This window comes from Paenibacillus sp. GYB004, from assembly GCF_036577605.1.
Taxonomy (GTDB): Bacteria; Bacillota; Bacilli; order Paenibacillales; family NBRC-103111; genus Paenibacillus_AB; species Paenibacillus_AB oceani.
Window position 1 is genome coordinate 16312 of the sequence record NZ_JARBDB010000017.1, and the last position, 20154, is coordinate 36465.

18 protein-coding genes and 1 other annotated feature are annotated in these 20154 nt (G+C 55.7%); of the genes, 10 read left to right on the forward strand and 8 right to left on the reverse strand.

Translation table 11 applies throughout. From position 1 onward, the window contains the following. Nucleotides 1-34: 34 nt before the first annotated feature. Nucleotides 35-1039 (forward strand): SGNH/GDSL hydrolase family protein, encoded by a 1005-nt coding sequence (locus PV433_RS09450; RefSeq protein WP_332071903.1) that lies wholly within the window; start codon nt 35-37, stop codon nt 1037-1039. A gap of 220 nt (nt 1040-1259) precedes the next feature. Continuing rightward, entirely contained in the window at nt 1260-2564 is a 1305-nt protein-coding gene (locus PV433_RS09455) for a neutral/alkaline non-lysosomal ceramidase N-terminal domain-containing protein (RefSeq protein ID WP_332071904.1), read from the forward strand. Nucleotides 2565-2828: 264 nt separating this feature from the next. On the opposite strand, the gene PV433_RS09460 is transcribed toward PV433_RS09455, so the two are convergent. Next, a complete protein-coding gene (locus PV433_RS09460; RefSeq protein ID WP_332071905.1) occupies nt 2829-3056 on the reverse strand; it encodes an alpha/beta-type small acid-soluble spore protein in 228 nt (75 codons plus the stop codon). Nucleotides 3057-3309: 253 nt separating this feature from the next. Here PV433_RS09460 and PV433_RS09465 point away from each other — a divergent pair, with 253 nt between their 5' ends. Beyond that, nucleotides 3310-3840, forward strand: a complete 531-nt coding sequence (locus PV433_RS09465; protein ID WP_332071906.1) for a hypothetical protein — start codon at nt 3310-3312, stop codon at nt 3838-3840. Nucleotides 3841-3933: 93 nt separating this feature from the next. Here the strand turns inward: PV433_RS09465 and PV433_RS09470 are convergent, their stop codons facing one another. The 5 genes from PV433_RS09470 to PV433_RS09490 form a co-directional block, all read right to left on the reverse strand. After that, nucleotides 3934-4887, reverse strand: coding sequence for a carbohydrate kinase family protein (locus PV433_RS09470; protein ID WP_332071907.1), 954 nt, complete (start codon nt 4885-4887; stop codon nt 3934-3936). Between the two features lie 16 nt (nt 4888-4903). Continuing rightward, nucleotides 4904-5857 carry an aldose 1-epimerase gene (locus PV433_RS09475; RefSeq protein ID WP_332071908.1) on the reverse strand — a complete coding sequence of 318 codons (954 nt, stop codon included), beginning with the start codon at nt 5855-5857 and terminating at the stop codon, nt 4904-4906. Nucleotides 5858-6093: 236 nt separating this feature from the next. Then, nucleotides 6094-7104, reverse strand: a complete 1011-nt coding sequence (locus PV433_RS09480; RefSeq protein WP_332071909.1) for a TIGR03943 family putative permease subunit — start codon at nt 7102-7104, stop codon at nt 6094-6096. Between the two features lie 63 nt (nt 7105-7167). Next, entirely contained in the window at nt 7168-8322 is a 1155-nt protein-coding gene (locus tag PV433_RS09485; RefSeq protein ID WP_332071910.1) for a permease, read from the reverse strand. 726 nt (nt 8323-9048) lie between these two features. Beyond that, nucleotides 9049-9579: a MogA/MoaB family molybdenum cofactor biosynthesis protein gene (locus PV433_RS09490; RefSeq protein WP_332071911.1), complete on the reverse strand. Its 531-nt coding sequence runs from the start codon at nt 9577-9579 to the stop codon at nt 9049-9051. 229 nt (nt 9580-9808) lie between these two features. Between PV433_RS09490 and rpmG the strand changes: the two genes are divergently transcribed. Next, a complete protein-coding gene (gene rpmG / locus PV433_RS09495) occupies nt 9809-9958 on the forward strand; it encodes a 50S ribosomal protein L33 (protein ID WP_120751850.1) in 150 nt (49 codons plus the stop codon). Between the two features lie 19 nt (nt 9959-9977). Then, nucleotides 9978-10235 (forward strand) — a binding site (T-box leader). Nucleotides 10236-10279: 44 nt separating this feature from the next. Next, the gene (gene trpS / locus PV433_RS09500; RefSeq protein ID WP_332071912.1) at nt 10280-11263 is read left to right on the forward strand and encodes a tryptophan--tRNA ligase; all 984 of its coding nucleotides are present in this window, start codon (nt 10280-10282) and stop codon (nt 11261-11263) included. Nucleotides 11264-11434: 171 nt separating this feature from the next. Here the strand turns inward: trpS and PV433_RS09505 are convergent, their stop codons facing one another. Beyond that, a complete protein-coding gene (locus PV433_RS09505; protein ID WP_332071913.1) occupies nt 11435-11647 on the reverse strand; it encodes a DUF5325 family protein in 213 nt (70 codons plus the stop codon). A 524-nt stretch (nt 11648-12171) separates the two neighbouring features. Between PV433_RS09505 and PV433_RS09510 the strand changes: the two genes are divergently transcribed. Beyond that, complete coding sequence (locus PV433_RS09510) at nt 12172-12396, forward strand: alpha/beta-type small acid-soluble spore protein (protein WP_190925705.1); 225 nt, start codon at nt 12172-12174, stop codon at nt 12394-12396. A 263-nt stretch (nt 12397-12659) separates the two neighbouring features. On the opposite strand, the gene PV433_RS09515 is transcribed toward PV433_RS09510, so the two are convergent. Next, complete coding sequence (locus PV433_RS09515; protein WP_190925703.1) at nt 12660-13649, reverse strand: metal-dependent hydrolase; 990 nt, start codon at nt 13647-13649, stop codon at nt 12660-12662. Nucleotides 13650-13737: 88 nt separating this feature from the next. On the opposite strand from PV433_RS09515, the gene PV433_RS09520 reads away from it, so the two are divergent. The 4 genes from PV433_RS09520 (at nt 13738) to PV433_RS09535 (ending at nt 20079) form a co-directional block, all read left to right on the forward strand. Then, a complete protein-coding gene (locus PV433_RS09520) occupies nt 13738-14022 on the forward strand; it encodes a hypothetical protein (RefSeq protein WP_332071914.1) in 285 nt (94 codons plus the stop codon). Between the two features lie 1096 nt (nt 14023-15118). Further along, nucleotides 15119-16942, forward strand: a complete 1824-nt coding sequence (locus PV433_RS09525) for an ABC transporter ATP-binding protein (RefSeq protein ID WP_332071915.1) — start codon at nt 15119-15121, stop codon at nt 16940-16942. Next, on the forward strand, nt 16939-19062 hold the full coding sequence (locus tag PV433_RS09530) for an ABC transporter ATP-binding protein (protein WP_332071916.1): 2124 nt from the start codon (nt 16939-16941) through the stop codon (nt 19060-19062). Before PV433_RS09525 ends, PV433_RS09530 begins: the two co-directional genes overlap by 4 nt. A gap of 390 nt (nt 19063-19452) precedes the next feature. After that, nucleotides 19453-20079 carry a TraX family protein gene (locus tag PV433_RS09535; RefSeq protein ID WP_332072051.1) on the forward strand — a complete coding sequence of 209 codons (627 nt, stop codon included), beginning with the start codon at nt 19453-19455 and terminating at the stop codon, nt 20077-20079. The last annotated feature ends 75 nt before the right edge of the window (nt 20080-20154 follow it).

Here is a 20154-nt window from a genome sequence, read left to right on the forward strand (position 1 = left end):
GACCCGGATTTCGGATCGGAGAGGAGTCGTTCGCATGTTGCTGCGGCCGTATGAATTGCTTATGCCGCCGGTTATTCCGGCTGTCGTCGGTCATGAAGTGAACGTGTATTTCGATAATTTGATTTGCGGGGAAGCGACCCGGTATGATTTTGATGTGAATGCCCCGATCGGCCGTCACCGGAATGAAGGGTGGACGTGCGTGCCGGAGGAGCCGGGAGATTATCCGCTTACGGTGGAAGTGTACTCGGAGGAAGGCGAGAGGCTTGATAGGGGAAGCACGATCGTCCGGGTGAAAGCGGCCGATGCGGGAGCCGGGAGCCATCGGCGCGTTATGTTTATCGGCGACAGCACGACGGGGGCCGGTCAATATACGGCGGAGCTGCTGCGTTTGTTCTCGGGAGACCCGGCCGATCTGACGCTGGTCGGCACCCGGGGGACGGCGCCCAATGTCCATGAGGGCCGGGGCGGCTGGAAGGTGAAGGATTACTGGGAGCATCCGGAGAGCCCGTTCCTTTTTGACGGGGGGACCTTCGACTTCACCCGGTATATGGAGACAAACGGCAGGCCGGGTCTGGACGACGTCTGCATCCATTTGGGGATCAACGATGTGTTCCACTTTCAGGAAGAAGGGCCGATGGAGCCGTTCCTCGTGAAGAACATGACGCTGCTGGAAGCGATCATTGCGGATATAGGGAAGTACGATCCGGGCATCCGTATCGGCATGATGCTCGTTATTCCGCCGTCGCGCACACAGGACAGCTTCGGCAGAAGCTACGGCGCGATTCATAGCCGCCGGAAGTATAAACGCAAATGGTTCCAGTGGAACCGGGAGCTGCTGGCACGTTTCTCCGGCCGCGCCGGGATCGAACTCATCCCAATGCATGTAAACCTGGACGGTGTCCGCAATATGCCGACCGAATCGGTCCGGGGCAACGCGCGCAATCCCCGGAGCGAGATCATTCAATCCAACGGCGTTCATCCGGCGGTTGAAGGGTATCAGCAGATGGCGGATATGCTGTATGCTTGGTTGAAGGCGTAAAGTGGTACAGGGGGCAGCATAAGCCTGCCGCTAATCCGAAATAGAGCTGTTCCAGCGACCGCCCCGGCGGCGGGGAGCGGCTTTATTTCAATTGCCCGTGCACAGCCGAATTTTGCTCAAAAGTACAAATTTCCTGTCCATTCGGCTAAAGCTTTTTGGTATCGGCTGTGTATATGATAGGGCTGAAGTCTAACGTTTATTAAAATAGGGAGTGAACGCTGTGCTGCTGTGCGGAGTGAGTGAAACAGACATTACACCGGCGCTTGGAAGTACGATTCCCGGCTATTTTGCCGACCGGAAGTCGACGGGGATTCTGGACAGACTGTACGCGAAAGCGATCGTCGCCGAAGCGGATGGAAGCGCTGTCGCATTTGTCGGGCTGGACACCATTTTGGTGCCGACGGGGGTAGTCAGACGAATTCGGGAGAGAGTCGCCCAATTTACGGCTATACCGCCTGATCGCGTAATGGTTTCGGCGACGCATACGCATACCGGACCGGCTGTCGTGTCGACAACGTTTCTGGAGGCGGATGAATCTTACCTGGAATGGCTGGCGGACAAAGCGGCCGATACGGTCATACTCGCGTATAACAGACGCCGTGAAGCGCGAATCGGCTTCGGGTCGGGGCATGAGGCGGATATCGCCTTCCATCGGCGGTTCTTTATGAAGGACGGCACGCTCAGGACCAATCCGGGCTTGCGCAATCCGGAAGTGGACCGCCCCGCAGGTCCGATCGATCCCGAGGTCGGCGTCGTTCGGATCGACGACGCGCAAGGACGGGCGATGGCGGTCATTACGAATTATGCCGTCCATACCGACACGGTCGGGGGGACCGATTATTGCGCCGACTTCCCGGGCGAGCTCTCGGTTATGCTGAAGAAGGCGCTGGGCGAGCAGACAGTCAGCCTGTTTATGATGGGAACGAGCGGTAATATTAATCATTACAACGTGATGAACGGCCGGATCGAGGATTATGCCAAGCCGTCGCGGCATTATATCAAGATGGGACGCATTTTGGCGGGCGAAGTGCTGAAGGTCCGGGAGAAAATTGATACATTCGGCGAAATCAAAATCGGCGAACGGCACTCGGCTGTGAAGCTGCAATACCGTCAACCGACGCAAGAGCAGATTCAAGCTGCGCATGAGGCGCTCGACCGGCTGCCTGAAGGACATGTGGAGCGGAATTTCGCCAAGGAGCTGCTGGAAGCGGCCAGACGCGGCGAAGGTTCCACGGAAGCGGAAATACAGGCGATTACGATCGGCGAGCTGGCCATCGTCGGCCTGCCTGCGGAAATTTTCGTCGAGTTCGGGCTGGAGATCAAGGCTCGCTCTCCATACGGGCAGACGCTCATTAACGAGCTGTGCAACGGGTTTGCCGGAACGTATGTGTGCACGCCCGAGTCTTACCGGCTCGGAGGGTATGAACCACGGATCACCTCGATGAACCGGCTGCAGGAGGAGACCGGGGATCTGTTCGTTCAAAGGGCGCTTGAGCATCTGGAGGAGCTGAGATCGGCCACTTAGCGCGGCGGCGGAGCGAAGCGGGAAGAGAGCAGAATAGGCCAACCGAGGATACAAATAATCGGGTAGGACAGGCAGAGTCTTCCGTGCGAGGACGTGCCTGTTCTTTTTTGCCTATACTCGAACTTGCGGCCTAATGTGGTGTCTATCGTGATATAATGGAACAAAATGCTGGTTAACCCGGACCCGTCCGGACAACCGGAAATGAATAAAACCCGGCATCAGCTGGTTGTCCAGCGAATAACCGGGTGTTCGGTACGAATGCGATTAACGGGAGAACCCGCCGCTCAATTGCTGCTCAGCGATTTGAACCAGACGACGAGTGATATTGCCTCCGATTGCTCCTGCATCACGGGTAGCCATGTACCCCATGTATCCGTCTTGCGGGATTTGAATGCCGAGCTCTTGAGCCACTTCATATTTCATTTGGTCCAGAGCCGCATTCGCTTGAGGGACTACCAGCGAGTTGCTGGAACGGTTTTGTCCTTGTGCCATCTATATCACCTCCGTTGATAGCTAGTACAATTTCAGAGCTGTCTGATTAGGATGAAAATGCGCCGCCAGGCGGCCAATTCCTGTCTTCAAGCCATATCTTCGCTCTAAATTTGTACTAGTAGTATGAGCAGAAAAATAAGGAATACTCATGTCCGAAACTGGAAAATAGGTCCAATTCATCCGCGTTCTACAAATCCGGTATGCCGGACAAGGAAAGTAATTCCGGGAAAAGTGGAGAAAAGGGGGAATAACCGTGTTCGAACTGAAGGTGGGCCGGATGTCGTTCGATAAAGGGCTGCAAATTATTCAAGCGGACGTTAGGCTGTCGATCGACGGGGAACTGCTGATTGAGGAGCCGCTTTGTCTGGATGTAGGACTTCCCGCGCTTCTGTTAAGCGGCTTGGAGAGTACGGAACCGAACCGTTTCGCTTCGGCGCAGGAGTGGAAACGGATGCCGTTTTTCGTATGCGGCTGCGGCGACCCCGAGTGCAGGGTTCATTCGTTCCGGGTGAACCATCTCGGCAATGGAAAGGCGGAGTGGACGCTGCTTGAAGAATCGCAGGACGGTACTTGCCGCGAGCAGGAATCGTTCGTCGTAGCGGCCGCGCAGTGCCGCGAGCAGTTGCTCGAGCTGGGGGAGCGGTTCCTCGCCTATACAAGCGAGCTGGATTACCGGCCTTATTTCCCCGATACGCTGCCGGTCGTGCGCGAACTGGTGGAACGTTTGAAAAGCGCGGAGGATTGCAGGAAGATGGAAGCCTGGGCAGAACATACGCCGGAATGAAGAAGAACGCCCGGTCCTTTGACCTGCGGCGCTCTTGGAAGGGCTGACGGCATATGCCGATATTCAGTTCCGGGCCTGCGAGCTTACCCGGATTTATTTAACCAGCAGCGACTGAATGATCTCGTCCTTCTGCATCAGCGAATCGAGCTGCAGGCAGTTGTTCTCCGGCGATTCGATCGTCCAGCCGGCCACCTTCGTGCCGCATACGACCGCGTCTTTCAGAGCCAGCCCGCGCATCAGTCCCATCGCCGTTCCGGAGAAGAAGGCGTCACCCGCGCCGCTCGTATCCTGCACGTTCACCGGAAACGCAGACTGCTTCCCGAACTCGCCGCTTTCGGCAACCGCATACAGCGAGCCTTCCGCACCAAGCGTGACGACGAGCGAAGCGAGACCGCTTTGTCGCATATAGCCGAGCATCGCATCGCGCTGACCGCTTTCGTCGAGCTTATGAACCGGGGTTCCGAGCAGACGCTCCGCCTCCACATGGTTGCAGATAAAGCAGGCGAGCCCGCTCATCAGCTCGGGATGGCTCATCACAACGTCGAGGTTGCCGGGAATGCCGTACACGGGCTTCCCATGCTCCTTCGCGAGCTTGAGCACGGTTCTGGAAATGTTCGCGTTCAAATCCAGTTCGAGCATAATATGCGAGGACGCGCGCACGATCTCGTCTCCGCGCTGCGATATCATCTGTTCCATCGCCGACAAATCGGGCATTTGCGAGATGGAGCCGGCGAGATCTCCCGCCTGATCCAGAACGGCGAGCCACATGCCCATGCCTTCGCGTTCCGCTTCCGCTACATATTGCGTGTCCGTATTCGTGCGGCGAAGGCGCAGCAGCACCTCCTGGCCGAGACCGGCCGCGTCGACCGACGATACGAAACGGGTCGGTACGCCCATTCTCGCCAAATTCTCGGCTACGTTTCTTCCGACGCCTCCATGCACGAATTGAATCGAGCCGAGGTTTCTTCCAGTCGGAATGTAAGAATCCCGGGCAAATCCTTTGCAATCGATAAACACGGTGCCAATCACCGCTGCTGACAAGCTCATCTCCTGATCTCTCTCCTTAACCTCGTTCTATTTCCAATACGACTACAAGTTCCAGCGTCTGTCCCGGCTCAACAGCGCGCATGCCCGTAAGCTCCGGACCGGCTTCCAGATTCGGCGCGTCCGGCGTCCAGGTAAGCGGCTCCAGGCAAATGATCTCTTTGGTTTCGCCCATCGTATAGACGACCCATTGGGTGAACGGTTCGTTGCCGCTATAACGGATCGTATAGCCGGGCTTCGACAATACGGCGGCCGAAGGCTTGTCGCCGATCCGGAACGCCATGTCCATATCCTGCCCCTGCAAATTCATCCCGTCGTTCAGCGTTTCGTACCGGCCGAGCGGCAGGCGGTTCCCTGTGGCGAGCAGCTTCTCGTTCAGCTCCCAGATGTCCGTCACCGGCATTTTCAGCGTCCAGGCCTCAGGCTGACCGTCAAGCAAAAACCACGTATGCAGTCCAAAGCCGAATGGAGCGGGCTCCGTGCTGTCGTTGCGGAACGAGAACGTTTGCGTAAGGGTCGAACCGTTAATCTCCGTCCGCAGGTTCACCGTCATATCGTGAGGATACTGCGAAGCCAGCTCGGGGAAATCGGATGTCCGGAATTCGGTTGTGACCGAAGCCGCATCCCCCTCGGCGTGCGTGTCCACGACCCGCCAAGGCCGGTGCCGCGCCATGCCGTGGATATGGTGACCGTCCGGCGTATTTTTCTCCAGCTCGTACGTTTTGCCGTTAAACGGAAACGTCGCGTTGCGTACCCGGCTAGGCGGGAACAGGACCGGGATGCCGTAGTGAACCGATTTCTCGCGGAGGCGGGCTGCGCTTTCCGGTACGCGCACGACGTCGCGTTCTGCAATGCGGTCCCACAGCCGGTAAGCGTTGCTGCCGATTTCGGGGATGATCGATAACGAAAAATTACTGTTTTCCAGTACATATACCTCTGTCTGGTCCCACTGCTTTTGCTCGACTGTAGCCATGGTTCGATGCTCCTTTGCGGATCGGAATTCACGCTTTCCATTGTAGCAAACGGAACCTGCGCTGTCATTCGTCATTTCCCCGGGCCGGCTGATGCGCAAAAGAAAAACTACGACCAGAAGTCGTAGTTGCGGGGGCCAGCGTGTGGCTATCGCTGGATGCATGTCCCCGGGCGTGTCACGTTCCCGGAAAAAGCGAACCTGCGTGCTGCGGAGGCGGGGAGCCATACTGCCTGCGGCTACGCACCGAAGTCGAAGTTGGGGTAGACGTACTGCTCCTTGGGCGCCTCGATTTTCGACAGCTGGGCCGCTTGGATCACCATCAGCTCGGAGCCGCCGAACGTGGTTTTGCCGATCGTGCCGGTCAGCTCGACCCATTGGTCGGCTGCATACAGGTTCGCTTTGTCGGACTCGACCAGGACGCCGAACGGTGCGGCATCCGCCGAGCAGCACTGGATGGAGAACCGCGCGATGACGAATTGCCGTTCATTCATCGTCTCGTCCCGGTAGACGAACCCGCTCAGCTTCACCTTTTTGCCGGTAAATTGGTCGGCGTACAGGTCCAGTGTCGTCAGTGTCTCGATGTACAGCTCCTCGGGCACAGTGATCAGGCCGGACGGGTACAGCTTGCGCGCATGTTTCGCGAACGCTTCCGTAAACATGTCGAACGGAAACAGCTTCTCGAGCTCAGCGTCCGTAAGGGACGGTTGCGAGCCGGCTTGGGTACGGGTGCCGGACGAGGCGGCCTCCTCCGCGGGAGCGGGCTTTGGCGGCGGAACGGACTCGGTCTTGGACGGCTCGACCGCCGGCGAAGCTTCGGGAGAAGCGGGACCGGGCTGCGCGCCAGACGGCGGAGAAGCGGTTTTGATGGTCGCCGCGCTGTTCAGATTCATCCCTTTTTTGGCTGCAAGGGAGCTTCCCATCGTCGTGTCGGGCATCAGAAAGCCGAGCAGCAAGGGGAAGGCGAACATCCCGTACACGACAGCGGATTTCCAGGGAGAACCGGGTGTATGATCGTGACCGCAGTCGCAGCTGGCGCGACGTTTCCAATAGGCGGACAAGGCGGTGTACAACTGATGCGCGCCGACGGCGTATAGCCCCAGGGCGGACAGCTTCACGTACAACACCATGCGAGGAGAGATGTAATACAATATCCGGTCGGTTTTGACCAAATAAGCGATATAAGCGGCAAAGCCGAACAGCAGCAGCGCTTTAATCGTCGGATGAACCCAGGCGCGGGTGTAACTCATATGGGAGAATCAGCTCCAATCGGACATAATGGCCGTAAGCGCCTCGAACGTAAGATAAGGCCCTTATAAGACAAGCAGCTCCAGCGCGCGTGCGCCGATCAGGACGACGGCAGCTACTAACGCGGTCAGCATCAGGATAAACCGGATACGGAAGACGGACATCAGCATCAGCGTATTTTTCAAATCGATCATCGGTCCGAACACAAGGAACGTCAGCAGCGAACCGGACGTAAAGGTCGTGGCGAACGAGGAGGCGACGAAGGCGTCGGAGGTCGAGCACAACGACAGCACGTAGGCGAAGCCCATCATAAACAGGTGGGAGCTCCAGTCGCCCTGTCCGACGGCCACAAGGCTTTCCCTTGCCACGACGGCCTGGATAATGCCGGTAAGCATCGCTCCAAATATTAAATATTTGCCCATCTCGAAAAACTCGTCGGAGGCATGGCTGAGCGTCGACAGCAGCCGGTTCGTTTTGCGCGGAGCTCCGGCATGGCTGTGGTCATGATGGTGGTGATCGTGATGATCGTGATGTTCATGCTTGTGACCATGGTGATGTTGATGGTGACGGCCGACTGCATGTTCGTGACGCGGCGTCCGGATCAGAGGTAGAAGACGACCGGAGTTTCCACTCCCCGGTTGCAAGGTAGTGGAAGGCGCAGCATGAAGCCCGGGTTCCCCGCGAAGCGGATTCCGTTTGACGAACGCATAGATGTACAGGCCGATCGCGGCCGCTACGACAAAGGCGAGCCCCATTCGGGAATAGGCCATCTCGGGCCTGGAGCGGAAAGCCATGTAGGTGGAAGCGTACACGACCGGATTCAGGACTGGTCCGGCCAAGATGAACGTAACGGCTATGTAGACGGGCATTCCTTTGCGCATCAGCCTGCGCACGATCGGGATCATGCCGCATTCGCAAAGCGGAAAGATGAGGCCGAGCGTGCAGGCGAAGACGACGCCAAGCACCGGATTGCGCGGAGTCCAGCGGCGGATCGTCTGTTCGGAGACGAACACCTGGAGAAGCGCCGAGAACAAGACGCCCAGGAGGACGAACGGGATCGCTTCCAGAAGGATGCTGATAAAAATCGTTTTGAAGTTGGCCCACGGAAAAGCGGTAAGGACCGACAAATCGGGCAGCGGTTTGCGGGTTGCGATCAGCGTTAACAGGACGAGGCAAGCCAGTCCGGCCAGGAGCGGTCCTCTGCGCAGCAGCGTTTGCAATGGGAATTCCTCCTCAGAGTTTTACGAAGTAAAACTTAACTTCGAAAGCATAGGCAGAGTTTTACGAAGTAAAACTTAACTTTGAAAGCATAGGCAGCGTTTTACGAAGTAAAACTTAACTTCGAAACCATGGGCTGAGTTTTGTGAAGTAAAACTTGCTTCGAAAGCATGTGCATGAGTTTTACGAAATCAAAAATTGCTTTCGAAAGGCAGCTTTGCGTGCAAGGGATTCGCCTGCAAAGGTGCTTTCATTTCGTCTTATGGGCTGCGGCAGAAACAGTATAAACGTATGCGGACGAGCGGCCGGTTAGGACATGTTTTTTCCAGTATATCACGATTTATTCGTAAATGTTACTGTTTAAAAAGTGAAATCGGGTAAACCGCTAATCGGAAAAGCTTTTCGTTTTCCTAATGAGGGAGGCGAGACGGATTAGCTTGGTCCAATAGCAAAGAACCTCGAAACCGCGAAAGCGGTCAGGAGGTTCAAGGCACTTGCGGATATGGTTACAAGGCCGTGTGCCGTACTGGCGGTTAACTGACTGACCTTGATGCAGCGGCACACCGTTCTGGCATGTTGCCGGGCTTGTCCGGCAACTAGTCCGGCAACTGCGATGGGCGCAGCTCCCTGCGCGCCGTGCCTGGCTTTTCATAAGGTAATCAACCGCCATGTGCAAGAATACCGCTGGGCTGCCTGCCCGTCTGCGGTCTGAAGCTGAGAGGCCAGGTTTACTTGCGGTCCTTGTAAATTTCCCGCATCACATGCCCCAGCTCGGGAACGACGATTCGGGTCATCGCGAGCCGTACCGCGCCGGAAGAGCCCGGCATCGAAAAGATGGCGGTGTTGCCGCAGACGCCGGCCACGGCCCGGCTTAAGATCGCGGCAGGTCCGATATCCTCCGCATAGCTTAAATACCGGAATATTTCGCCGAAGCCCGGCATCTCCTTATCCAGCGTATCCCGTACCGCTTCGTAGGTCGTGTCCCGCATTGCGATTCCGGTGCCGCCGTTAAGCAGAACCGCCTCGACGTTAACGTCTTCCGCAGCTTGGCGCACGAGCTCGCGGATGGGCTCGTATTCGTCCTTAACGATCCGGTAGCCGACGACCTCGTATCCTCCTTCTTCCAGCAGCGAACGCATCAGTTGTCCGCTTGTGTCCGTGTCCGCGGTGCGCGTATCCGATACGGTGATGATCAAGCAGCGGACGGTGGACGGCGCTTCCTTGCGGTGCTCCTCGACCGAGCGGTTTTCGTTGTGCATGGCAACATGCCTGCCTTTCTTTTCAATCATGCTTCGACTATACGTTTTTTTGAGCTGGCGGACAAGGGGAAAGAAGGCGAGCGGGCGCAGCGCTCCGCGCTTTTCCGTAATTGACTGGGAGTGGCTTTGCTGGTATTATAGATGTTATGCTGTCATAGTTGAAAATTAGCGGACCTTTCCGCATGATTTGCGGGCTATTTGGCGTTCGATAGAAAAGGAGGTGCGTAAGATGCGCGTTATCGTTACTTTGGCGTGCACCGAATCCGGTGATCGCAATTACACGACTTCGAAGAACAAGAAGACTCATCCGCAACGGATCGAGATGAAAAAATATTGCCCTCGCCTGAAGAAGTACACTCTTCACCGCGAAACCCGCTAATCCGCAGGCAATAAGCAAGAAGCAAGCGATGACAGGAGCAAGTAGGATGACGATTTCCCGCTGCAGAGAGCCGGTTGGTGCTGCAAAACCGGTGCGGAGCGTCGTCCGAATGGGTCCTGGAGCATGAAGCCGAAACGGACGTTGCCTTAAGGCGGCGCTTGGAGTAGGCGGAACGGCAGTTCCCCGTTACCGGAACGTCTAAGGTTTTACGTATGAAGGCGACTTGTGCCCGGACGTAAAACGAATTAGGGTGGTACCACGACCTCTCGTCCCTTGCGGCGGGGGTTTTTTGTTTTTTCTGACGAAAAGGAGGAGCTCCAAATGAAACGCGTATTGTCCGGCATTCAGCCGAGCGGTAATTTGACGCTTGGCAATTATATTGGCGCGATGAAAAACTTTGTAAAGCTGCAGCATGATCATCAATGTTATTTTATGGTCGTAGATCTGCATGCGATCACGGTTCCTCAGGAACCGGCCGCTCTGCATGAGCAAACCGAAACGGTAGCGGCTCTGTTCCTGGCGGCAGGGATCGATCCGGCGAAGGCGAGCGTGTTCCTGCAATCCCACGTCTCCGCCCATGCCGAGCTTGGCTGGCTGATGACGACGCTTGTGTATATGGGCGAGCTTGAACGGATGACCCAGTTCAAGGACAAGTCGGAAGGCAAAGAATCGGTAGGGGCCGGCCTGTTCACCTATCCTGCGCTGATGGCTGCCGACATTTTGCTGTACAACGCGGATCTCGTACCGGTAGGAGACGACCAGAAGCAGCATCTCGAGATTACACGGGACCTGGCCCACCGGTTCAACAACCGGTTCGGCGAGCAGTTCATCGTACCGGAGCCGTACATTCCGCAGGTGGGCGCCCGCATCATGTCGCTGGACGATGCGTCCAAGAAGATGAGCAAGAGCAACCCGAATCCGGGAAGCTCAATCGCCCTGCTCGACGAACCGGACGTGATCCGCAAAAAAATCAGCCGGGCCGTAACCGACTCCGGGCGGGAAATCAAGTACGATCCGGCGAATAAGCCGGAAGTGAGCAACTTGATGAGCATCTATTCGCATTGTGCCGATCTAAGTATCGCCGAGATTGAAGCGAAATACGACGGACTCGGATACGGACCGTTCAAAAAAGATTTGGCTGAGGCGGTCGTAGGCGCACTTGAGCCACTGCAGCAGCGTTATCGCGACATCCGCAGCTCCGGCGAGCTGAGAACGATTTTGCGTCAAGGCGCCGAGCAGGCATCGGTTATCGCGAACGAGACGTTAAGAGGCGTTAAAGAGAAGATGGGCTTCGTGAAGCCATAAACGGTAAGCGATGCTGGATTCAACTAAATAGGTTCTAGGCGGCTAAACGAACCCTTTTCCATAACGAATGTCCTTGCGTAAACGGTAGTTTTGCTTGGGGGCGGAAAAGATTGAGCTTGGCCCGACACGTATGCCGGATTCGAAAAAAAACCGTAGCCGATCTTTCATCGGTTACGGTTTTTTAGGTTCCGCGCTTGAATCCGCCCGGGCTTCGTTTTTGCGGCGAAGTTTGGCTTTGAGGACGAAGCCCCAGCCGATAAAGGCGACGGAGACAACAGCCAGGAGCAGCGCGCCGAGCAGGCTGCGATAGCTGAGAGCGGCGCCTATGCCGACCAGCAGGAGCGTACCGACAAAAGCGAACAGCAAAGCGAGTGTGCGACTCATGCTTTCACCCCGTTTCTTCTTTAAGAGGTTGTTCAAAAAATCCACTTTTGATCACGAAGCCGATCCGAAAGCCTACTCGACATCGAATATGGAATTCAGCGGGAACTTCCGGTGCTCACGTAGCTTTCACTACGCTCCGCTCCTCATTTCCAAGCTTCATCCCATCTTCTCGGTGCTGTAAACCGGACTTTTTGAACTCGAACTTTAAGTGTACAGCCTTTGCGCTCGAACGAAAAGGAGTATGGATTACAGCGGCAAAGGGTTAAAGCAATGGGACGCTTACCAGCGGCCCGGGCGGAAGCTTATAAGCTTTCGAACTGCGAAACCGTACAGCGGTACATGTAAACCTACGAATCCGAAGCCGGACAAGCGATCGGACTACGGGGGATTCCGCACCGGAAAAACTTCGAAAGTTTTTTATAAACCTCGCGCATATATTTCGTTCTACGTAACATAATAAGTTTGCAAGCTTGCAAACCACCTTTACAAACATGAACGCAGATTGAAAGGAGCGCATCATTATTATGGCAAAAGGTCAATCTCGCAGCAGCAACTCTCTGGTAGTCCCTCAAGCAAACGCAGCTCTGGACCAAATGAAGTATGAAGTGGCTCAAGAGCTCGGCATTCAAATTCCGCAAGACGGTTACATGGGTTACATGGCTACTCGCGACGCAGGTGCGATCGGAGGACATATTACCCGCCGTCTGGTGCAAATCGCCGAGCAACAACTGTCCGGCGGCGCACGCTAATCGCCGGATCAGCCTCGCATAAGCGTTGAACAAGCTCAAGGGACCGAGTCCCTTGAGCTTTCCTATTGATTAGGGAAGCGATACCGGACACGGCATCACGCATGTATACCCGAAAATATCGCCAACAAGAAAAAGAAGCGCTGCGAGCGCTTTTTTTCCTGAAACGATACAACTTCGCAGTTCTACTGGAGCCCGCGCCGGAACTTCTTTTACCAGCATAGGATAAGGGGCCGACATGCCCGATATTCCGGACCGGTGTGTGCTTAAGGGTTATACGTGCTGATCTTCAGCTTCTTCTCGACACGTCCTTCGCTGCGCCATCCTACATACGAGTCGATCGCGCGAAGCTCTTTATCCATCAATACGACGGCTACGAACGGGTATTGCTTGCGGTGGCGGTAGCGGACGTCGGTCCATCGGACCTCATAACCCCAGGAATGTTCCTTCACTTCGGCGCAAGCCGTAGAGGTGAAGTACAGAAACGCGGCTACGTCCGGATGGCTCTTGGTTGCGTCGATCGCCGCATGATCGTGACAGCGGACTTTGTCGACCCAGCGAAGCTTGTTGTTGCGGAATTCGCCGATCGTGTAATGATTCGGCTCTGTCTCTTTCACCACGTTCCATGCGTACAGATGGATCGTCGGTATTAAAATGTACCGGTGCGTCGGAGCGTACTGAGGGTCCTGCAGCTTAAGCCGCCTGGCCACGCCGAAATGTACGATCGTCCTCCATACATAATACAGAGCCAGCAATCCGTAAAGTACCGTAAAAATTTGAGCGGGCGGGGCCATATGAACCGACCACATAAATATCGCGATCAAATGGGACGAGAAGATGACCGGATCGAAAATGTGAATAATGTTCCATGATATCCACTTTTCCGTAATGGGTCGGAATGCTTGTGTACCGTAAGTGTTGAACAAATCGCTGAACACGTGAAACGCTACGGCGATAAACACCCATAGAGCGAGGTGCGGTACGGAAACGCCCCTAAACAAGACGGCTAGCATAAGCGTAATCAAGGCGGTCCAGATGGCGACGGCGGGCAGACTGTGTGATTTTCCGCGATGGTTGCGAATGTACGACGCGTTGCTGCGGAAGCGCAGCAGCCCGTCCAGGTCGGGTGCCTGAGAGCCAAGCACGGTTCCGATCAATACGGCGGTAGCCAAAGCGGAGTCAGATGCGACTGCGGGATCCACATAGGCCAATCCGGCCAAACCGAGTCCGACTACCAGATGCGTTCCAGTATCCAAAAGATGTCTCCTCCTCATCGGTCTTCCTTGTTATCATAACACGACTGGCGTTAAAATAAAAAATATAAAACGAAATGGGCGGGATTTTATGGATATTATTTTTATTGAATATAAAGTGTTCCCGGATAAGCGGGACGCATACATGAGCTGGATCAAGACGGCTGCGGACGGAGACGCCCGGTTCGAGCTTTATGAAGGGTCGGATCAGCCCGGACTGTTCGTTGAGCAGTGGCGCGGTTACGATGAGGACGGTTATCGGTCGTTCAAGACCAGGCGGCTGGGGATGGGCGATCCGGCATGGTCCGGTTTGGCCGAATTCGTGCCCGGAGGTTTGGCCAAGGTGCATATTTGGCATTTTCGCCGGACGATCTGATACAGAGACAACCAAGTTGAAACGGACGTTTGCGGGAGGTTGGATGCCCGCTCGTATTGTATGGCGGGTGCCGGGAAGGCGACACGGCGAATGACCGGCAGGCTCGAACGCCTCAGTTTGTATCCCCCCCTTCCAATGCCCTCTCTCGAAATGCCCCTCGAAATGTCCCCGCCAAAGCTCTTTACCAAAGTACTCGTCAAAAGCACCCGCCAATAGCACCCCGCCCCAAGCTCCCTGCCCAAAGCACCCGCCAAAGCTCTCATCAAGAGCCCCACCAAGAGCCCCACCAAAAGCCCCGCCAAAAGCCCCGCCAAAAGCCCCGCCAAAAGCCCCGCCAAAAGCCCCATCAAGAGCCCCACCAAAAGCTCTCCCTAAATCCCTTCTCCAAATGTCCCCACCCAATGCCACTTTTGGCTCTTCTCCACGGCCACTTCCCCATCGGCGCAAGATAGCGCCCCGTTAAAAGCGGTTATACCCCTTATTACTTGCAAAACGGGTTTAAAAGCAAATATAAGAGCGGTTGGTAGCTCCTAATTTCCCCCAAACGCCGGATTATAAGCATAGAAGCTGAAAAAAGGGGTGCAAACCGCTCTTATCTACCCGCTATCGGCAATATGAGTTGCAACTCCCCACTTTTATCTACTCACTATTTGGGCAGCATCGGTCCAGATGAATCACGAATTCGCAAACTAGTCCTATTTACCCGCTATTGAACGAAACCCGGCTGCTAAGAGTTCAAATTTTAAAAAGTGGAAATCAACCCAGGTCGAATCCCCTAATCAATAAACGTGTCCGTTCCGCTTAACGACGGTTGGCCCTGCAAGTAGCCAAACCCGACCTTGTTACCTCCTCCTAGCGAAGGTTGCTTCAATATTAGGGCCAAACTCAAATCTGCTCTTATCACGAAAGTTCGCTCCGCAACATTCCCTTGGACGTGAGCGCTCCATACTTGATTTGCCCGTTATCTTCATTATGATCGGATAGTCCATTATTTAAAGCATGGATATCCATGGTCTCCTTCTTGAAGATTTTGTTAAGCTTACTATAAAGATCCGCATGAACCGCTGGAGTAGAGGAAAAACAAGGGGGACCAAGGATGGGCAGGAAGCATATTATTTGGAAGCACATCAGCGAGCACCGTTTTCCGTATGTATTCGGCTTTGCATTATTGTCCATTTCTTGCGCGATGCAGCTCGTCATCCCGATGCTGCTGGGTACGTTCACAGACCAGCTGGAGCGGTCGGAACTAACCTACGAGCATGCGCTGACGATCGCCATGTGGATGGCGCTGGCGGGTCTGGGAGTCGCTATTCTCCGCTCTTCCTCGCGTATTTATTTGTTCCGGCTGTCGCGCCTGCTGGATATGCGCATCCGCAACGACTTATTCAAGCATTGGGAGACGCTGTCGACCCAATATTTCAAAAACCGTCGGGTCGGAGACCTGATGTCGCACGCGATCAGCGATGTCAGCGTCATCCGCGAGGTTACCCAATCCGGCGTCTTTCAGACGATGGAGGCGGGCGTCCTGATCTCCATCACGGTCGTTACAATGGCCACGTCGATCGATCCGCTGCTGACGCTGTTCACGTTACTGCCGCTGCCGCTGCTGAGCGTTCTCGCTTACCGGTTCAGACAGCGGATTCAGAAAGAATCGGCTAACGTTCAGGAAGCGATCGGCGATCTGACGAGCCGGGTGCAGGAGTTCGTAGCCGGCATCCGCGTGGTGAAGGCGTTCGTCCAAGAGCGGGAGCAGAACCAGCTGTTCCGCAAAGACAATGAGCGCGCCGTCTCCATGAACCGCAAGCTGGTCCGGTCGAATTCGATGTTCGGCGCGCTCAGCGCGGCCGTAGTCGGAATCAGCTTCCTCGTATCCGTTGTGCTGGGCGGCATCATGGTGCTGCGCGGCCGGATTACGCTGGGGGATTTTGTTGCGTTTAACTCGTATTTGTCCCTGCTGATGGGACCGATCGAGAATTTGGGCAAGGTCGTCAATACGATGCAGCGGGGCAAAGCGTCCGAGAACCGGCTGCTTGCGATTCTGAACACCCGGCCGGACGTAGCGGACGATTCCGCCGCCGATCGTTCGATCACCGCGATCGCAGGCGATATCGAAATCCGCAACTTGTCGTTCAGCTACCCGGAAGCTCACGAAGCCACGCTGCGCAATATCTCGCTCAACGTGCCAAAAGGAAGCAGCCTTGCGATCGTAGGCCGGGTCGGGAGCGGCAAAAGCACGCTCGTCCATCTGCTCGTCCGGCTGTACAATCCGCCGAAAGGAACGGTATTCATCGACGGCCGGGATATTCACGAAATTCCGCTTCAGGTGCTCCGGGCCAATGTCGGAATCGTGCCGCAGGACCAGTTTTTGTTCTCGACCACGATCAAGGACAACATCGGTTTCGACCCGAAGCCTTATCGCGACGAAGAGATCGAGGAGGCGGCCAAGGTGGCACAGGTGTACGACAATATTATCGAATTTCCGAACCAGTTCCAGACGGCGCTCGGCGAGCGCGGCATCTCGCTGTCCGGCGGGCAGCGGCAGCGTGTCAGCATCGCGAGGGCGATCATCAAGAAGCCGTCGATTCTCATCTTCGACGACAGCTTGTCCGCAGTCGACACGGAGACGGAAGACCGCATTTTGTCGGGACTGAACGGGGTGATGGAGGAACGGACGACGATTATTATCGGACACCGCATCTCGTCGGTTCAGGCAGCCGACCAGATCGTCGTTCTGGATGAAGGCGCCATCGTCGAGCGCGGGACGCACGAATCGCTGCTGGAGCGCAACGGCTTGTATGCCGATCTGTATCACAAGCAGCTGCTCGACGAGGCAGTCGAGCTGCATAAGCATGAATGGGAATCGGAGCAGCCGGAGCAGGGCGAAGTCCGGAGCGCTACTTCAGGAGGGAAAGCCGGATGAGCATTCATGCAGAGAAAACGTCAGTCGATATAAAGGACGGGCAGCTTCTTAAGAAAATGCTCGCTTATGCGATTCCGCACTGGAAGATGATTACGCTGTGCATTACACTTGCTTTTCTGATCGTCGTTACCGACCTGGCCCGTCCTTACATTATTAAAGTGGCGATCGACGACCATATTAACGGGCTTCATAAGCCGATGTACGCCGTAGAAGCGGAACAGGCGGACCGGTTGAAAAGCTACGGCAAGCCGATCGTCATCGACGGGACGGCCTACGTTCGTCTGGATGCAGCTGCAGCCGAGTCCGGGGCGTCATCCGCCGGCGGCGAGGCGCTCCGGAAGGTCCAGATCGTGGAGGTCGGAGAAGGGTCGTACTTGGCCGAAGGCTGGGTGGCTCCGAATGCGAAGCTGACGGCCGAGGGCGGCGGAAGCGAGGTCCGTCTCACTGGCGAAGGGGTGCAACTGCCAGCCGTGTTACTGGACGACGCGACGATCTCCGGGTTCCGCGACCGCGACTTTACCGGCTTCCTGATGCTGGGCGCTTTGTTTCTGATCGCCGTGATCGGAGGAGCCGTGCTCAGCTATGTACAGACGAACCTGCTTCAATATACCGGACAGCATATCATTTACCGCATCCGCGGCGAGCTGTTCGAGCATTTGGGCAAAATGTCGGCTACGTTTTTCGACCGAAACCCGGTAGGGCGGCTCGTCGTCCGCGTCACGCAGGATACGGAATCGCTCAACCAGCTGTACTCGCAGGTGATCGTCAACTTGGTGAAAGATTTTATCGTACTGATCGGGATATTAATCATTATGCTGCAGATGAGTGTAAAACTGACGGGTCTTATGCTCGTCGTCATCCCGCTTCTGGCTGCCTTGACCGTCTGGTACCGCATCGTCGTTCGCGAGGCGCAGCGGAAAATGCGCATTCTGCTCGCCCGGCTGAACTCCTTCCTTGCCGAAAATTTGTCCGGCATCCGGATTACGCAGCTGTTCGTCCGGGAGGAGCGGCAGCTCGAGCAGTTCCGCGAGCTGAACGGGGAGCATTACAAGGCGGGCATGCGCAATACCGTCATCAACTCCGTCTTCCAGCCGGCGGTCGGCTTTGTCGGCAACCTCGCGATCGCTTTGCTGATCTGGTACGGGGGCGGCTCGGTGTTGGACGGGGCGATTACGTTCGGGATCGTATATGCTTTTACTCATTATGTCCGGCAATTTTTCAACCCGCTGATGAGCCTTGCGGAGAAGTACAATCAGATTCAGACGGCGATGGTCGGAGCGGAACGCATATTCGAGCTGCTCGGAGAGAAGCCGTCGATCGTGGACAAAGAGGAGCCGAAGCCTTTGCCGAAGCAGGTGCGCGGCGAGATCGAGTTCGATCATGTCTGGTTTGCCTACAACGAAGGCGAATGGGTGCTGCGGGACGTATCGTTTAAGATCGGGCCGGGGCAGACGGTGGCGTTCGTCGGGGCGACCGGGGCCGGCAAAAGCTCGATCATTCAGCTGATCAACCGTTTCTACGACATTCAGAAAGGAACGATCCGGCTGGACGGCGTCGATATTCGCGATCTTCCGCTTGATCAGCTGCGCCGGGCGATCAGCGTCGTTCAGCAGGATGTCTTCCTGTTCAACGGCGATATCGCCTCGAACATCCGGTTGAACGAGGCGGGAATTACCGACGAAGAGGTGAAGGAAGCCGCACGGATGGTGCATATGGATGAGTTCATCCGCAAACAGCCGCTCGGCTACGCGACCCCTCTGGGCGAGCGGGGCGTCAACCTGTCGCTCGGTCAGCGCCAGCTGCTGTCCTTTGCCCGCGCGATCGTATTCCGGCCGCAAATTCTCATTCTCGACGAGGCGACCTCGAATATCGATACGGAGACCGAGCTTGTCGTACAGGACGCGCTCAAGACGATCTCCAAAAACCGCACGACGCTGATCGTAGCGCACCGGCTGTCCACGATCCAGCATGCGGATCAGATCATCGTCATGCACAAAGGCAAAGTGCGTGAGACCGGCAACCATTATCAGCTGCTCGCCCTGAAAGGGTACTATTACAAACTGTTCGAGCTGCAGTACAAAGACCAGAAGCAGGAAATGCAGATGCAGCACGCACGTTAGCGTAGTGTGTAACCAAAACGTAAAAAAAGAGGACCCCCTTTAACCGTCTTATGGTTAGGGCGGTCCTTTTTTGGCTGGAAGGGCACGCCTTCCAATGGCCGCATACTCGTCGCGGCCTTTGATCCGCTATGCGAAACTTCGTCCATCGAGATCCGATATTCAAAGATTTGTTCGGCAAGCTGGACCGGGGATAATTAAAAATAAAAGCGCCGGAAACGAAGACCGGGGGAGGCATCGGGGTATCAGGTCTTAACATTGCCGGCGGGGGATGTTATTGTAAGGGAAACGGGGAAGCTTCAACGGCGGATTAGCCTGGACGAAGCTGAAGTCCTGACAGGCAGCGCCGCGGCTTCCCTACCGTCCTTTTCGAAAGTCGGGTGATCCAGTCTGCTGCAGTTCATCGCTATGATAACCATGCTTGCGGATCATGTCGGCATCGTGTTTTATCCGGATATTGCGGCGTTTCGGGTCATCGGAAGGATCGCGTTTCCGCTGTATGGCTGGTTTTTAGTTCAAGGGTATTTGCACACGGGAAATTTAAAAAGGTACGCGTTCAGATTGCTCGGACTCGCCGTTTTGTCGCAGCTTCCGTACACGCTCTCGCTGCAGCTGTTGCAGCTTAACGTTATCTTTACGCTATTGTTGGCTCTGGGGGTGCTGTACACGCTCGACTCCGGGGCAAAAGGCATCTTCAAGCTGCTTCTGGTTGGCGGGGCTGTCGGCATCGCTCTTTGGGTTCCGATGAGCTACGGACTTTACGGAGTGATGATTGCCTTGCTGTTCCGTTATTTCAGGCAATGGCAGCTGGTGCATTATCATTTCTTGCTGGACGCCGCCCATGTACTCGTATACGGATTCGGTTATGCGATCCAGTTGTTCAGCGTATTCGGCACTTTCCTGATCGTGTGCGCCCAGGAGCTGAATAGCCGGGTACAGCTGAACAAATGGCTCTATCGCGGATTTTACCCTGGCCATCTGGCGGTCCTGTACGGGCTTCGGTTATGGATCGGGACTTAGCGGTCCTGGCGTTTCTTTTCAATATTTTGTCGAATGGCAGCGCATCACGCTACGAGAAGTGTCCCCGAACTATGG

Bases quoted from the DNA above. Each gene is read 5' to 3' on its own strand.
- PV433_RS09450 (WP_332071903.1), top strand. From the start codon at position 35: ATGTTGCTGCGGCCGTATGAATTGCTTATGCCGCCGGTTATTCCGGCT.
- PV433_RS09460 (WP_332071905.1), bottom strand. From the start codon at position 3,056: ATGGCACAAGGACAAAACCGTTCCAGCAACTCGCTGGTAGTCCCTCAA.
- PV433_RS09470 (WP_332071907.1), bottom strand. From the start codon at position 4,887: ATGAGCTTGTCAGCAGCGGTGATTGGCACCGTGTTTATCGATTGCAAA.
- PV433_RS09475 (WP_332071908.1), bottom strand. From the start codon at position 5,857: ATGGCTACAGTCGAGCAAAAGCAGTGGGACCAGACAGAGGTATATGTA.
- PV433_RS09480 (WP_332071909.1), bottom strand. From the start codon at position 7,104: ATGAGTTACACCCGCGCCTGGGTTCATCCGACGATTAAAGCGCTGCTG.
- PV433_RS09490 (WP_332071911.1), bottom strand. From the start codon at position 9,579: ATGCACAACGAAAACCGCTCGGTCGAGGAGCACCGCAAGGAAGCGCCG.
- rpmG (WP_120751850.1), top strand. From the start codon at position 9,809: ATGCGCGTTATCGTTACTTTGGCGTGCACCGAATCCGGTGATCGCAAT.
- trpS (WP_332071912.1), top strand. From the start codon at position 10,280: ATGAAACGCGTATTGTCCGGCATTCAGCCGAGCGGTAATTTGACGCTT.
- PV433_RS09505 (WP_332071913.1), bottom strand. From the start codon at position 11,647: ATGAGTCGCACACTCGCTTTGCTGTTCGCTTTTGTCGGTACGCTCCTG.
- PV433_RS09510 (WP_190925705.1), top strand. From the start codon at position 12,172: ATGGCAAAAGGTCAATCTCGCAGCAGCAACTCTCTGGTAGTCCCTCAA.
- PV433_RS09520 (WP_332071914.1), top strand. From the start codon at position 13,738: ATGGATATTATTTTTATTGAATATAAAGTGTTCCCGGATAAGCGGGAC.
- PV433_RS09525 (WP_332071915.1), top strand. From the start codon at position 15,119: ATGGGCAGGAAGCATATTATTTGGAAGCACATCAGCGAGCACCGTTTT.
- PV433_RS09530 (WP_332071916.1), top strand. From the start codon at position 16,939: ATGAGCATTCATGCAGAGAAAACGTCAGTCGATATAAAGGACGGGCAG.